The 13,783-nt window shown below is 54.0% G+C and carries 11 protein-coding genes and 1 pseudogene; 3 read left to right on the top strand and 9 right to left on the bottom strand.

Annotated features, from left to right (window positions below; all coding sequences use genetic code 11):
- Window positions 1-83: 83 nt before the first annotated feature.
- Together guaA and guaB are read right to left on the bottom strand one after the other, a co-directional pair.
- On the bottom strand, window positions 84-1,661 hold the full coding sequence (gene guaA / locus NAL19_RS15395; RefSeq protein ID WP_263057803.1) for a glutamine-hydrolyzing GMP synthase: 1,578 nt from the start codon (window positions 1,659-1,661) through the stop codon (window positions 84-86).
- 125 nt (window positions 1,662-1,786) lie between these two features.
- Window positions 1,787-3,253, bottom strand: a complete 1,467-nt coding sequence (gene guaB / locus NAL19_RS15400) for an IMP dehydrogenase (RefSeq protein WP_015841181.1) — start codon at window positions 3,251-3,253, stop codon at window positions 1,787-1,789.
- A gap of 171 nt (window positions 3,254-3,424) precedes the next feature.
- Between guaB and xseA the strand changes: the two genes are divergently transcribed.
- From xseA to NAL19_RS15415, 3 genes and pseudogenes are all read left to right on the top strand, one after another.
- The gene (gene xseA / locus NAL19_RS15405; RefSeq protein WP_263057804.1) at window positions 3,425-4,819 is read left to right on the top strand and encodes an exodeoxyribonuclease VII large subunit; all 1,395 of its coding nucleotides are present in this window, start codon (window positions 3,425-3,427) and stop codon (window positions 4,817-4,819) included.
- A gap of 227 nt (window positions 4,820-5,046) precedes the next feature.
- Entirely contained in the window at window positions 5,047-6,090 is a 1,044-nt protein-coding gene (locus tag NAL19_RS15410) for a M4 family metallopeptidase (RefSeq protein ID WP_263057805.1), read from the top strand.
- Window positions 6,087-6,429: pseudogene (locus tag NAL19_RS15415) on the top strand (protealysin inhibitor emfourin). The gene NAL19_RS15410 and the pseudogene NAL19_RS15415 overlap by 4 nt, the downstream one beginning before the upstream one ends.
- Window positions 6,430-6,438: 9 nt before the next feature.
- On the opposite strand, the gene NAL19_RS15420 reads toward NAL19_RS15415, so the two are convergent.
- The 7 genes from NAL19_RS15420 to ispG all read right to left on the bottom strand — a co-directional run bounded on the left by NAL19_RS15420 (window position 6,439) and on the right by ispG (window position 13,780).
- Window positions 6,439-6,663, bottom strand: a complete 225-nt coding sequence (locus NAL19_RS15420) for a zinc ribbon domain-containing protein (RefSeq protein ID WP_225085401.1) — start codon at window positions 6,661-6,663, stop codon at window positions 6,439-6,441.
- A 42-nt stretch (window positions 6,664-6,705) separates the two neighbouring features.
- A complete protein-coding gene (locus NAL19_RS15425) occupies window positions 6,706-7,665 on the bottom strand; it encodes an AEC family transporter (RefSeq protein ID WP_263057806.1) in 960 nt (319 codons plus the stop codon).
- A gap of 87 nt (window positions 7,666-7,752) precedes the next feature.
- Entirely contained in the window at window positions 7,753-9,240 is a 1,488-nt protein-coding gene (gene der / locus NAL19_RS15430; RefSeq protein ID WP_225085403.1) for a ribosome biogenesis GTPase Der, read from the bottom strand.
- A 180-nt stretch (window positions 9,241-9,420) separates the two neighbouring features.
- A complete protein-coding gene (bamB, locus tag NAL19_RS15435) occupies window positions 9,421-10,602 on the bottom strand; it encodes an outer membrane protein assembly factor BamB (protein WP_263057807.1) in 1,182 nt (393 codons plus the stop codon).
- Between the two features lie 10 nt (window positions 10,603-10,612).
- The gene (locus NAL19_RS15440) at window positions 10,613-11,233 is read right to left on the bottom strand and encodes a YfgM family protein (RefSeq protein ID WP_263059732.1); all 621 of its coding nucleotides are present in this window, start codon (window positions 11,231-11,233) and stop codon (window positions 10,613-10,615) included.
- Window positions 11,234-11,246: 13 nt separating this feature from the next.
- A complete protein-coding gene (hisS, locus tag NAL19_RS15445; protein WP_263057808.1) occupies window positions 11,247-12,521 on the bottom strand; it encodes a histidine--tRNA ligase in 1,275 nt (424 codons plus the stop codon).
- Between the two features lie 137 nt (window positions 12,522-12,658).
- The gene (gene ispG, locus NAL19_RS15450; protein WP_263057809.1) at window positions 12,659-13,780 is read right to left on the bottom strand and encodes a flavodoxin-dependent (E)-4-hydroxy-3-methylbut-2-enyl-diphosphate synthase; all 1,122 of its coding nucleotides are present in this window, start codon (window positions 13,778-13,780) and stop codon (window positions 12,659-12,661) included.
- Window positions 13,781-13,783 lie beyond the last annotated feature (3 nt).

A 13,783-nucleotide genomic window follows, 5' to 3' on the forward strand; every position in this document is an offset into this window, starting at 1 on the left:
TATGTAGTCAGACGTAAAAAAACCCGCAGTTACGCGGGTTTAGATTTTTTGTGGTTTAGCACAACGCTATTTCAGACGCAGGCTTACTCCCACTCAATCGTCGCAGGTGGCTTGCCCGATACGTCGTAAACCACGCGGGAGATGCCGTCGACTTCGTTGATGATGCGGTTGGAGACACGGCCTAAGAAGTCGTATGGCAGGTGTGCCCAGTGCGCGGTCATAAAGTCGATGGTTTCTACCGCACGCAGCGAGACAACCCAATCGTATTTACGGCCATCGCCCATCACGCCCACGGAACGAACCGGCAGGAAGACGGTGAATGCCTGGCTAACCTTGTTGTACAGGTCGGCTTTGTGCAGTTCTTCGATGAAGATCGCATCCGCACGACGCAGCAGGTCACAGTATTCTTTCTTCACTTCACCCAGTACGCGCACGCCCAGACCTGGACCAGGGAACGGGTGACGGTACAGCATGTTGTACGGCAGACCCAGTTCCAGACCGATCTTACGCACTTCGTCTTTGAACAGCTCTTTCAGCGGCTCAACCAGACCCAGCTTCATCTCTTTCGGCAAGCCACCCACGTTGTGGTGGGACTTGATGACGTGTGCTTTGCCCGTCGCAGAGGCTGCGGATTCGATCACGTCAGGATAAATGGTGCCTTGCGCCAGCCATTTCACGTCTACTTGCTTGCTGGCTTCTTCATCGAACACTTCAACGAACACGCGACCGATGATTTTACGCTTGGCTTCTGGATCATTTTCGCCAGCCAGTTCGCCTAAGAAGCGATCTTCCGCCGCCACATGCACAATGTTCAGACCGAAATGATCGCCGAACATTTCCAGCACCTGATCGGCTTCGTTAAGGCGCAGCAGGCCGTTATCGACAAACACGCAGGTCAGGCGGTCACCAATCGCACGGTGCAGCAGCATCGCGGTCACAGAAGAATCCACGCCGCCAGACAGACCCAGAATCACTTTGTCGTTGCCGACCTGCTCACGAATACGGGTCACCGCATCGTCGATAATCTTGGCGGGCGTCCACAGTGCTTCACACTGGCAGATGTCACGGACGAAACGCTCTAACATGCGCTGCCCCTGACGGGTGTGCGTCACTTCCGGGTGGAACTGTACGCCGTAAAAACGCTTCTCTTCATTCGCCATGATGGCAAACGGACAGGTATCGGTGCTGGCAACGGTGGTAAACCCTTCAGGGATTGCCGTCACTTTGTCGCCGTGGCTCATCCAGACATCCAGCAGCGGTGCACCTGCGGCGCTCAACGCATCCTGAATATCACGCACCAGCGCGCTATCGGTCTTCACTTCTACCTGCGCATAACCAAACTCACGCTCGTTGGAACCTTCAACGTGGCCACCCAACTGCATCGCCATCGTCTGCATGCCGTAACACACGCCTAATACCGGTACGCCAGCATTGAAAACGTATTCTGGCGCACGCGGGCTGCCAAACTCCGTAGTGCTTTCCGGGCCGCCGGACAGGATGATCCCGTTCGGATTAAACCCGCGAATCTGCGCTTCCGTGACATCCCATGCCCACAGTTCACAGTAAACGCCCAGTTCACGCACGCGACGTGCCACCAGTTGCGTGTACTGCGAGCCGAAATCCAGAATAAGAATGCGGTGTTGATGAATATTTTGAGTCATGAGGAGCATGTTCCAAAAAGCAAAAGACAAAAGCGAAAGAAAAAAAGTAAACCCATCTGGCCGCTCGGCCTTACACAAAGGCAGAGCGGCGCAAAATAGTACAGGGTTTATCGCGTTAAATCACCTTATGAACCCATACGGTAGTTCGGTGACTCTTTAGTAATGGTAACGTCGTGAACGTGGCTTTCCTGAATGCCCGCGCCGCTGATGCGTACAAACTCAGCCTGCGTGCGGAGTGCGTCGATAGTCGCGCAACCGGTCAGCCCCATACAGGAGCGCAAACCGCCCATCTGCTGGTGAACGATCTCTTTCAGGCGGCCTTTATAAGCTACGCGGCCTTCGATACCTTCCGGCACCAGTTTGTCGGCTGCGTTATCGGTCTGGAAGTAACGGTCTGAGGAGCCTTTAGACATCGCGCCCAGTGAGCCCATGCCGCGATAAGATTTGAATGAACGACCTTGATACAGTTCGATTTCACCCGGAGATTCTTCCGTACCCGCCAGCATCGAACCGACCATGACACAGGCAGCGCCAGCCGCGATGGCTTTAGCGATGTCGCCAGAGAAACGGATACCGCCGTCGGCGATGACCGGAATGCCCGTGCCTTCCAGCGCTTCAACTGCATCCGAGATCGCCGTAATTTGTGGTACGCCGACGCCCGTTACGATACGCGTCGTACAGATAGAGCCAGGGCCGATACCCACTTTCACGGCGCTAACGCCCGCTTCAACCAGCGCTTTCGCACCTGCACCCGTCGCGACGTTACCGCCGATAATTTCGAGGTTCGGGTATTTCGCACGCGTTTCACGAATACGCTGCAATACGCCTTCGGAATGGCCGTGTGAGGAGTCGATCAGCAGAACGTCAACGCCTGCGGCAACCAGCGCATCAACACGCTCTTCGTTACCCGCACCCGCCCCCACCGCTGCGCCAACGCGCAGGCGACCGTGCTCGTCTTTACAGGCGTTAGGCTTACGTTCTGCTTTCTGGAAATCTTTTACCGTAATCATGCCGATCAGGTGGAATTTGTCGTCAACGACCAGCGCTTTCTCGACGCGTTTTTCGTGCATTTTTTGCAGCACGACGTCACGCGCTTCACCTTCTTTAACGGTGACCAGACGCTCTTTCGGCGTCATGAACGCGCTAACCGGTTTTTCCAAATCGGTCACAAAACGCACGTCACGACCGGTGATGATACCGACCAGCTCGTTGTCTTTCGCGACAACCGGGTAGCCCGCGAAGCCGTTGCGCTCGGTCAGCTCTTTCATTTCACGCAGCGTAGTTTCTGGCGTCACTGTTTGTGGATCAACCACAACGCCGCTTTCGTGTTTTTTCACGCGGCTCACTTCTTCAGCCTGACGCTCAATTGACATATTTTTGTGAATAAAGCCCAGACCGCCTTCCTGCGCCAGCGCAATGGCCAGACCGGATTCGGTAACGGTATCCATCGCTGCGGATAGCATAGGAATATTCAGGCGAATGTTTTTCGTCAACTGCGTGGACAGATCGGCAGTGTTAGGCAGAACGGTAGAATGAGCGGGAACCAGGAGGACGTCGTCAAACGTCAGTGCTTCTTTAGCGATACGTAGCATGGGCAATATCTCACCAAGGTAGATGTAAGAATAGATAAAATATTGCCGTGGCATTATACAGAGCGTAATCGGTTGCCTCCAGCATTATTTTACTAAAATGCTTGATTACCTGTTTCAGGTAGGTAGTATCGATCAATTAAGTGACTGTTTTAAAATTTGATCTGGCTCACAATGTCTCAATTTCCCTCCTCTGCAATTTTTACCGTTAGCCGACTGAATCAGACGGTTAGACAACTGTTGGAAATGGAAATGGGCCAGATTTGGCTCTCCGGCGAAATCTCCAACCTCTCTCAGCCCTCATCCGGCCACTGGTATTTCACGCTGAAAGACGAGCGTGCGCAGGTGCGCTGCGCGATGTTCCGCACCAGCAACCGCAGGGTAACGTTCCGTCCGCAAAACGGCCAACAGGTACTGATTCGCGCCACCATTACGCTGTATGAACCGCGTGGCGACTATCAACTGCTGGCAGAAAGTATGCAGCCTGCCGGCGACGGTCTGTTGCAGCAGCAGTTTGAACAGCTCAAGCAGAAACTTGCTGCCGAAGGATTGTTCGACCAGCAATTTAAACAAGTGCTTCCTTCTCCCGCCAGACAGGTCGGCGTGATTACATCAGCCAGCGGTGCCGCCCTGCACGATATCTTGCAGGTATTGCAGCGCCGCGACCCGTCGCTGCCGGTGATCGTGTATCCCACCTCGGTGCAAGGCGCGGACGCGCCGCTACAGATTGTTCGCGCTATTGAACTGGCTAACCAGAGAGATGAGTGTGACGTGTTAATCGTCGGGCGCGGCGGCGGTTCTCTGGAAGATCTGTGGAGCTTTAATGATGAACGGGTCGCACGTGCCATCTTCGCCAGCCACATTCCTATCGTCAGCGCCGTCGGCCATGAAACCGATGTCACCATCGCCGATTTCGTCGGCGACCTGCGCGCGCCCACACCGTCGGCCGCTGCCGAGTTAGTGAGTCGTAACCAACTGGAGCTATTGCGCCAGATACAGTCCCAGCGCCAGCGTCTGGAAATGGCAATGGATTATTACCTTGCCCAGCGCAACCGAGACTTCACCCGTCTGCACCACCGTTTACAGCAGCAGCACCCGCAGCTGCGGCTGGCACGTCAGCAGGCACAGTTGGTCAAACTGCGTCAACGGCTGGATGATGCTATGCAGCAGCAGCTACGGCAGACGTCACGCCGGAGTGAACGCTTACAACAGCGTTTGATGCAACAACAGCCGCATGCCCGTATTCATCGTGCACAGCAGCGTTTGCAGCAGTTGAGCTATCAGATGCAAAGCGCGGTGGAGCGCCAGTTAAATCAGAACAAACAAAAACTGGGCATCGCCTGTTCGCGACTGGAAGGTGTAAGCCCGCTGGCAACGCTGGCGCGCGGCTACAACGTCACCACAGCCCCGGACGGTAAAGTGCTGAAAAACGTCACGCAGATTACCCCCGGTGAAACGCTGAAAACCCGTTTGCAGGACGGCTGGATAGAAAGTCAGGTCACAACGCTAATGCCGAATCCAGATTCCGTGAAAAAGCAGCGAAAACCCTCATCCCGGACGCCAAAATAACGCGATCGGCATAAAATGCATGAATGGGGATTTATCCTAAAACAACGGCGATCCCCCATTATTGACCCTGCCATCTGAACTATACTCATTTCCAGTTCACTAATTCATATTAACCGTTTTCACCACACGGGTTCCGGCCTCTGCGCGGTGACACGGATAGGATAAAACTAGTGAGCTTTATTGATCGTCTGTGTTACCCCAATGGTTGCCTTTCAAGGAGATGAGGTATGAAGTCCAGACCGATTTGTAGCGTGATTCCCCCTTATATTTTGCATCGCATTATTGCAAACGGCACAGACGAACAGCGCCACTGCGCGCAACAGACGCTGATGCACGTTCAGTCATTAATGGTCAGCCATAATCCACGCCCGGAACCCCATGAGAAATTACCCGCCAGACAGGCCAATCGCAGCATCCACGATGCCGAACAACAGCAACAGTTACCCGGCAAGCTAGTCCGTGCAGAAGGCCAGCCCGGCAACGGTGATATCGCCGTCGATGAAGCCTACAGTTACCTGGGCGTGACCTATGATTTCTTCTGGAAGATTTTCCAACGCAACTCGCTGGACGCCGAGGGACTGCCGCTGACTGGCACGGTGCATTACGGTCAGGATTACCAGAACGCCTTCTGGAACGGGCAGCAGATGGTATTCGGGGATGGCGACGGCAAAATCTTTAATCGTTTCACGATTGCGCTTGATGTGGTCGCGCATGAACTCGCTCACGGCATTACCGAACATGAGGCAGGACTGATTTATTTTCGTCAGTCCGGCGCGCTGAACGAATCACTATCCGATGTCTTTGGCTCCATGGTCAAACAGTACCATTTAGGACAAACCGCTGAGCAGGCGGACTGGTTTATCGGCGCCGATTTACTGGCAGACGGTATTCATGGCATGGGGCTGCGATCGATGTCTCAACCGGGCACGGCGTATGATGATGATCTACTGGGTATCGATCCCCAGCCCGCTCACATGAATGAGTATGTGAATACGCGCGAAGACAACGGCGGCGTACACTTAAATTCAGGCATCCCCAATCGGGCATTCTATCTAACGGCCATCGCGCTGGGCGGGCATTCCTGGGAAAAAGCCGGTCGCATCTGGTACGACACACTCTGCGATAAAACGCTGCCGCAAAATGCAGACTTCGAGATTTTCGCGCGCCATACCATTCAGCATGCCGCTAAGCGTTTTAACCACACCGTTGCCGACATCGTCATGCAGTCGTGGGAAACCGTGGGCGTGGAGGTTCGTCAGGAGTTCTTATGAAGACGTTGCCGGAGCTCAACGAGGACGCCATCATTGAGCTGGCGCGTGAAGGGATTCGCCTGGATCCCCAAGCTGGCGGGGCCGCGACGCTTCGCACTCGCCAGCGTGCCGTCATCCGAACGGGAACGCATTTGTAATGCGATCCGTAATGCCTTTCCTCAGGCTCGCAACCCCGGAGAACCGGATGGTCCAGGACGTGGCGACCAGTTCTATTACCGCATCCATATCAGCTACCGTCACCCGCAACAGAACCAGTATGCCGATGTCATTTTGCTGATCCCCGAAGACCATGCACCACCAGAGCTGACCGAGCTGTGGCGCAACGGCGTACAGGAGTAACCAACAGGCTTAATCAGCAGGTAAATAGCTGAACACAACGCGCCGTTTGGAAATCATCCCGTGCTGCTGGCAGAAGTAATCTACCGCACCACAGGCTTTCAGTTCCTGAAGCAAGTGCTTACATTCAGGGCACACAGCCTCACGCAGATAACGCTGTTGGCACTCTTCACATCGGAATGAACCATCAGGCTGCCACAGCATCATGTGGTGACAATCAGGACAATGTGCATCCATCTTTTCTCCTCCATTGTGCTATATAACAAGCGGTGTTAGACGTTAAATCACACCGAGGGAACGCAGCACGTACAGCCCAATAGCAATCATGAAAAACGCACCAACCGTCGTCAATCCGATAATATTCGCTGCCAGCGTGGCGTTTCCGCCCATCGCGCGAGTCATGGCATAGCTACCTGCTGCGGTTGGCGTTGAGGAAAACAGAAAAATAATCCCCAGCTCAACACCGCGAAAGCCGACAAGCCATCCGCCCAGCGTGAGCAGCCCCGGCACAACGAATATCTTCGCCACAGAAGACAGCACGGCCACATTGGACGAACGAAACATACTGCGCCACTCCAGACTGGCTCCGGCACACAGCAGCGCCAGCGGTAACGCCATTGAGGAAATAAAGCCACCGGTCTGCTTAATGACGCCAGGCATCGGCAGTTGGCTTTGCCCATAGGCCGCACCAAGCAGCAGACCAATAATCAGCGGATTGGTCACAATGCCCCGCAGCAGTTGGCTTACCGGAATCTTCTGTTCAGGCGATTGCCGCTGCAAGCTGCGCGTCAGCGTAATGACAGACAGGGCGTTAAACATAATGACCGTCACCATCAAATACAGTGAGCCAACAGCAATACCTTCATCGCCATAAGCACTCATCGCAAACGCCAGCCCCATTACACCCGTATTCGAGCGGAACCCGCCTTGTACAAAAATACCGCGTTCTTTTGGATTCTTGACCAACTTCACTGCCGCGATTTCCAGCAGCAGAAATGTCGCCAATGTCCCTACCGTGCCATACACCACCAGCGGCCACTGGCTCGCGAAAGACTGGTGATTGCCTGCAACACTAAAAAACAGCAGACAGGGAAGAGAAAGATTAAATACCACCCGCATTGCCGTATCACAAAACGCATCATTCAGCAGATTGAATTTGCGTAACGCAATACCTATCAACAACATCAGCACATTGGGCATCGTGACGTTGAAGGCAAAACTCCAGGTTTCCCAGGACATGACTTTCCTTGATGATTATTGGTTTTGTTAACCAGGCTTCGTCTATGACAAAACGGGGCGAATATCACTATTCGCCCCGTTAATAAATTACTTACCTTTTTTAATGTGTGACATCAAACGCTTACGCTTGCGTAGCTGGTTTGGCGTCAGCGTGTTGCGCTTGTCTGCAAAAGGGTTTTCCCCTTCTTTAAACTGAATACGAATCGGCGTGCCCATGACGTCCAGCGAACGACGATAGTAGTTCATCAGGTAGCGCTTGTAAGAATCCGGCAGATCTTTCACCTGATTACCGTGGATCACCACGATCGGTGGATTGTAGCCACCGGCATGCGCATATTTCAGCTTCACGCGACGACCGCGCACCAGCGGCGGCTGGTGATCGTCTGATGCCATCTGCATGATACGGGTCAACATCGCCGTGCTCACGCGACGGGTAGCGCACGCATAGGCTTCGGTGACGGACTCAAACAGGTTGCCCACACCGCTGCCGTGTAGCGCGGAAATGAAATGAATACGGGCAAAATCGATAAAGCCGAGACGTAGATCCAGCGTCTCTTTCACCTGCTCACGCACTTCCTGTGACAGGCCATCCCACTTGTTCACCACGATCACCAGTGAGCGCCCACTATTGAGGATAAAGCCCAGCAGTGAGAGATCCTGATCGGAAATACCTTCACGCGCGTCGATGACCAGCAGTACCACGTTGGCATCTTCAATCGCCTGCAACGTCTTGATAACGGAGAATTTCTCTACCGTATCCGTTACTTTACCGCGCTTACGCACACCAGCGGTATCAATCAGAATGTATTCGCGTTCGTCGCGCACCATCGGAATGTAGATACTGTCGCGCGTCGTACCCGGCATGTCGTATACCACCACGCGTTCTTCACCCAGAATACGGTTAGTCAGCGTAGATTTACCCACATTCGGGCGCCCGACAATCGCCAATTTGATCGGCAAATCTTCAGGATTGAAATCATCTTCGGCTTCTTCTTCGCTGGCCTGTCCTTCCGCTTCTAACTCTGCCCAGTAAGCCGCGTTCTCTTCCTCTTCAGTCAATTCGACCGGTTCTTCGATTTCATCCTGTACAAATGGCAGCAGAACCGTTTCCAGCAATGAGGTCACACCACGGCCGTGAGACGCGGCGATAGGGTACACTTCGCCCATACCGAGCGAGTAGAAATCTGCCGTGACCATATCCGGGTCAAGGCCATCAGTTTTGTTCGCGACCAGCACCGTCGTTTTTTCACGGCTGCGCAAATGTTTGGCAATGCCTTCATCCGCAGGCATCAATCCCGCGCGAGCATCCACCATGAACAACACGATATCCGCTTCTTCAATCGCCACCAGCGATTGACCCGCCATACGGGTTTCCACACCATCTTCAGTACCGTCGATCCCACCGGTATCAACGATAATAAATTCATGCCCTTCCACTTCTGCACGACCATACTTGCGGTCACGAGTCAGCCCTGGGAAATCCGCCACCAATGCATCACGAGTGCGCGTTAAGCGGTTAAATAGCGTGGATTTCCCCACATTAGGACGCCCGACCAGCGCGACGACAGGTATCATTGTTACAACCTCATTACTTATATTTCAATACGTTACAGCGAAATACTCGCTGACGATAAAAAGACGAAACGGCCCCTGATAGTGTCAGGAGCCGTTGTGGTTACACATGGAAAAGTGGTAACACATTCAAAAGTACGAGCACATTCAAAAGCACGGTGCTCCACATCAATACGGGGTTACCTAGCGGGTGAACGCGTAGACGTCACCGTTTTTCGCCTGAATCAGCAGTTTGTCACTGGCAATCACAGGCTTGCTCAGGAAGCCAGAGCTATCCACTTTTTGTTGCGCCACGAAGCGGCCATCCGCCGTATTCAGCCAGTGCAGATACCCTTCGGCATCCCCCACCACCAAATAACCGTTATACAGCGCCGGAGCCGTTAAGTTGCGGTGCAGCAGATCGCTTTGACGCCACAGGCTTACGCCACCGTTAGTATTCAATGCAACAACGCGATCGTCCTGATCGACCAGATAGATACGGTCACCGTCGATGATGAAATCATGCACTGAGCCCAGTTCACGTTTCCACAGAATCTGGCCGGAACGCAGATCCAGCGCGGTCATATTGCCATTGTAGCCCAGTGCGTAAACCACTTCGCCCGCGACAACCGGCGTCGTATCGACATCGTTCAGACGATCGATTTCGGTCGCGCCACTCGGCTGCGAAATACGCTGTTGCCAAATGAGCTGGCCCTGATTAATCATCACGGCGTTCACACGGCCGTTGTCACCGCCTACAATCGCCGCACCAAATGCCGTTGTCGGGGCTGATTCGCCGCGCAGAGACAGCGTTGGCATATCCAGGTTGACGCTCCATTTGATGGCGCCATCCGCTTCATTCAATGCCTGCAACATACCGTTGCCAGTGTGAATCAACACTACACCGTCGCTGACGACAGGGCGAGACAGCGCTTCACCTGCCACTTTCGTCTGCCATACTGGCGTACCATCTTCTGCATTCAGCGCATAGACCTGCGCCTTTTCACTACCGACATAGACATGGTTGCCAGAAACCGTTACGCCGCCAGACAGCAGCGCTGGGTTATTGCGGGAGAAGAAGTTAGTCTTCTCCGACAGGTCGGCACGCCAAATTTCTTTGCCGTCATTCAGATCCATCGCTTTCACCGTGCCACGACGATCGGCGGCAAAAACGCGGTTATCCTGCCATGCGGGGTGAAGATTGGAATAAAATTCACCAATACCACTCCCTACCGAGCTGTTCCACACCTTGGTTGGCGTGAACTGGTTTTCCACCTGCGGCAGTGGAGACATAGTGACGACATCTTCTTCGCTGTTAAACAACGAGCATCCGCTCAGCAGGGCAACAGAAACCAGTCCTACCAAAAGTGTTTTACGCAATTGCATGGAATTCCTCTTAGCTGGACAGGTTATTCAGTTTCATACGCAGTAACGCTTGCTGTGCCTGCGATGGATTGGAAGACAACCCTTTGTTGTAGGCATCACGCGCGGCCTGATTATCCCCTTTGCTCACCAGGATATCGCCACGCACTTCCGCAGCCTGCGATGCCCAGCCTTCCAGCTTGATGGCATCCAGTGTTTTCAGCGCGTCATCCGCTTTATTTTCCTGTAGCTGAACCCGCGCCAGACGCAGGTTCACTACCGCCAGCAGGTCGGCGTCTTTAGTCTGCGACTGCGCCTGTACCAATTGCTGTTCTGCTTTCGCAAAATCTTTCAGATCGACGTAATGACGAGCCAACTCCAGAGAAGCCAGCGCGCCATAGGCGTTTTTATTCTCAGCCGTAAACTTCTCGGTTGCCGCAATCGCGTCGGTTTTGCCTTCGGCCAGTTGCTCTGTCACCTGCTGGTAGGATGCAGACGCTGCCATCACGCTATCATTCTGGTGGTTTTGCCAGAAACGCCAGCCAACCAGTGCGCCAACACCCAGCACAACACCGACAACTAACGCCTTTCCGTTCTCCGCGAGGAAACGACGTAGTGCATCAACCTGTTCATTCTCTGTGGTATAGACTTCCACGGTGTCTCTCTCCTCAATCCAGTAACGTTGCCAGCCGCGATGCGACGTCGGCATGTGCCAATGTATCCTGCTCGCCATTGCTCAGGTTTTTAACCACAACCTGACCGGCCGCCACTTCATTTTCACCTAATACCAATGCGACGCGAGCGCCCCATTTATCAGCGCGGGCGAACTGTTTCTTAAAGTTGCCACCACCGTAGTTGGTCATCAGCTTCAACTGCGGTAGCGCGTCACGTAATTTCTCCGCCAGTTGCATTGCGGCAACCTGCGTTCCCGCACCGGAAGAAATCAGATAAGCATCTACGCCTGACTGCGCGTTGAAATCCGGGTTCACCGACTGCACCAGCAGTACCAGACGCTCCAGCCCCATCGCAAAACCGACCGCTGGCGTCGCATGGCCGCCCAATTGTTCCACCATACCATCATAACGCCCACCGGCACAGACCGTGCCCTGCGCGCCCAGGCTGGTGGTGACCCATTCAAATACAGTGCGGTTATAGTAATCCAGACCACGAACCAGACGCGGATTAACGGTATATGGGATACCGGACTGCGTTAAAAGTTCACCCAACGCCTCAAAGTGTTCACGCGATTCGTCATCCAGATAGTCCGTCAGCACGGGTGCGTCGTTCAGCAGCACCTGAATTTGCGGATTTTTCGTATCCAGAACGCGCAACGGATTGGTGTACATCCGGCGCAGGCAGTCTTCATCCAACTGATCTTTATGCTGTTCGAGGAACGCAACCAGCGCTTCGCGATAGCGCGCGCGCGCATCTAATGAACCGATCGAGTTCAGTTCCAGCTTCACGTGATCGGCAATCCCCAGCACACGCCACCAACGAGCCGTCATCAGGATCAGTTCGGCATCGATATCCGGCCCTTGCAGACCAAACACTTCACAGCCCAACTGATGGAACTGGCGATAGCGCCCTTTCTGCGGACGCTCGTAGCGGAACATCGGGCCGACATACCACAGGCGCTGTTCCTGATTGTAGAGAATACCGTGCTCAATACCGGCCCGGACGCAGCCAGCTGTCCCTTCCGGGCGCAGTGTCAGACTGTCGCCATTGCGATCGTCAAAGGTATACATCTCTTTTTCGACGACATCCGTCACTTCGCCGATAGCGCGCTTAAACAGCGGCGTTTGCTCGACAATCGGCAAACGAATTTCATTGTAGCCGTAGCTGCTGAGCACCTGTTTCAGGCTGTTTTCAATACGCTGCCACAATGCCGTTTCGGCTGGCAGGTAATCGTTCATGCCGCGAATGGCTTGAATATTTTTTGCCACGTCAGTTCTCTATGCGTTTTTCAAAAAATAAACCCGATTATAGAGGGATTGTCGTCGCATCTTCAATGCGGGGCATCCCCATCGGGTTCAGGAATCGTGAATTAGGCGGGTGACGGCATACCGCCACGCCGTCAGGGTTATTTATCCACCAGATTGACGGTAATACGCTGATTTTCGTCCATCATGGAGGCTTTCGCGCGGATCTTGGCTTCTAACTGATCGATCATCTGTTCGTTATCGAAGCGCTCTCTCTGCCGCACGCCGTCTTCATAGAAGCCGCTCTTGTTGTGTCCACCAGTAACACCAATGGTCGACACCAGCGCTTCACCAGGGCCATTCACCACACAGCCGATAATCGACACATCCATCGGCGTGATGATGTCTTCCAGTCGTTGTTCCAGCGCGTTCACCGTCCCGATCACGTCAAACTCCTGACGAGAGCAGGTCGGGCAAGCAATGAAGTTAATTCCGCGTGAACGAATGCGCAGCGATTTCAGAATATCGAAGCCGACTTTCACTTCCTCAACCGGATCGGCCGCCAGCGAGATACGCAGCGTGTCGCCAATGCCTTCAGACAGCAGCAGTCCGAGGCCGATAGCCGACTTCACCGCACCACTACGCGCGCCACCCGCTTCGGTGATGCCGAGGTGCAGCGGCTGATCGATACGGGCCGCCAGCAGGCGATAAGACTGCACGGCAAGGAAAACATCCGAGGCTTTGACGCTGACCTTAAACTGATCGAAGTTCAGGCGATCGAGAATATCGACATGGCGCATCGCCGATTCCAGCAGCGCTTCCGGCGTTGGCTCGCCGTATTTTTCCTGCAAATCTTTTTCCAGCGAACCGCCATTCACGCCAATACGGATCGGGATATTGTTGTAACGCGCACAATCGACAACAGAGCGGATGCGCTCCTCGTTACCAATATTGCCAGGATTGATACGCAGACAGTCAACGCCGTACTCCGCGACTTTCAGCGCGATGCGGTAGTCAAAATGGATGTCGGCGACGAGCGGAACATTCACCTGCTGTTTAATAAGCTTAAAGGCTTCCGCCGCGTCCATCGTTGGCACGGAAACGCGGACAATATCCCCCCCCACGCGCTCCAGCGATCTGATTTGATTGACGGTAGCTTCAACGTCGGTGGTTCGGGTGTTGGTCATGGATTGCACCGCAATCGGCGCACCATCACCTACAGGCACCTTGCCGACGTAAATCCGTTTTGATTTTCGACGGGTTATGGGTGCAGCGTTATGCATTAC

It is taken from the genome of Pectobacterium sp. F1-1, assembly GCF_025643735.1.
GTDB classification, from domain to species: domain Bacteria; phylum Pseudomonadota; class Gammaproteobacteria; order Enterobacterales; family Enterobacteriaceae; genus Pectobacterium; species Pectobacterium colocasium.

Excerpts from the sequence above, each read along its gene's own strand:
- guaA (WP_263057803.1), bottom strand. The coding sequence starts at position 1,661 with ATGACTCAAAATATTCATCAACACCGCATTCTTATTCTGGATTTCGGC.
- guaB (WP_015841181.1), bottom strand. The coding sequence starts at position 3,253 with ATGCTACGTATCGCTAAAGAAGCACTGACGTTTGACGACGTCCTCCTG.
- xseA (WP_263057804.1), top strand. The coding sequence starts at position 3,425 with ATGTCTCAATTTCCCTCCTCTGCAATTTTTACCGTTAGCCGACTGAAT.
- NAL19_RS15410 (WP_263057805.1), top strand. The coding sequence starts at position 5,047 with ATGAAGTCCAGACCGATTTGTAGCGTGATTCCCCCTTATATTTTGCAT.
- NAL19_RS15420 (WP_225085401.1), bottom strand. The coding sequence starts at position 6,663 with ATGGATGCACATTGTCCTGATTGTCACCACATGATGCTGTGGCAGCCT.
- NAL19_RS15425 (WP_263057806.1), bottom strand. The coding sequence starts at position 7,665 with ATGTCCTGGGAAACCTGGAGTTTTGCCTTCAACGTCACGATGCCCAAT.
- der (WP_225085403.1), bottom strand. The coding sequence starts at position 9,240 with ATGATACCTGTCGTCGCGCTGGTCGGGCGTCCTAATGTGGGGAAATCC.
- bamB (WP_263057807.1), bottom strand. The coding sequence starts at position 10,602 with ATGCAATTGCGTAAAACACTTTTGGTAGGACTGGTTTCTGTTGCCCTG.
- ispG (WP_263057809.1), bottom strand. The coding sequence starts at position 13,780 with ATGCATAACGCTGCACCCATAACCCGTCGAAAATCAAAACGGATTTAC.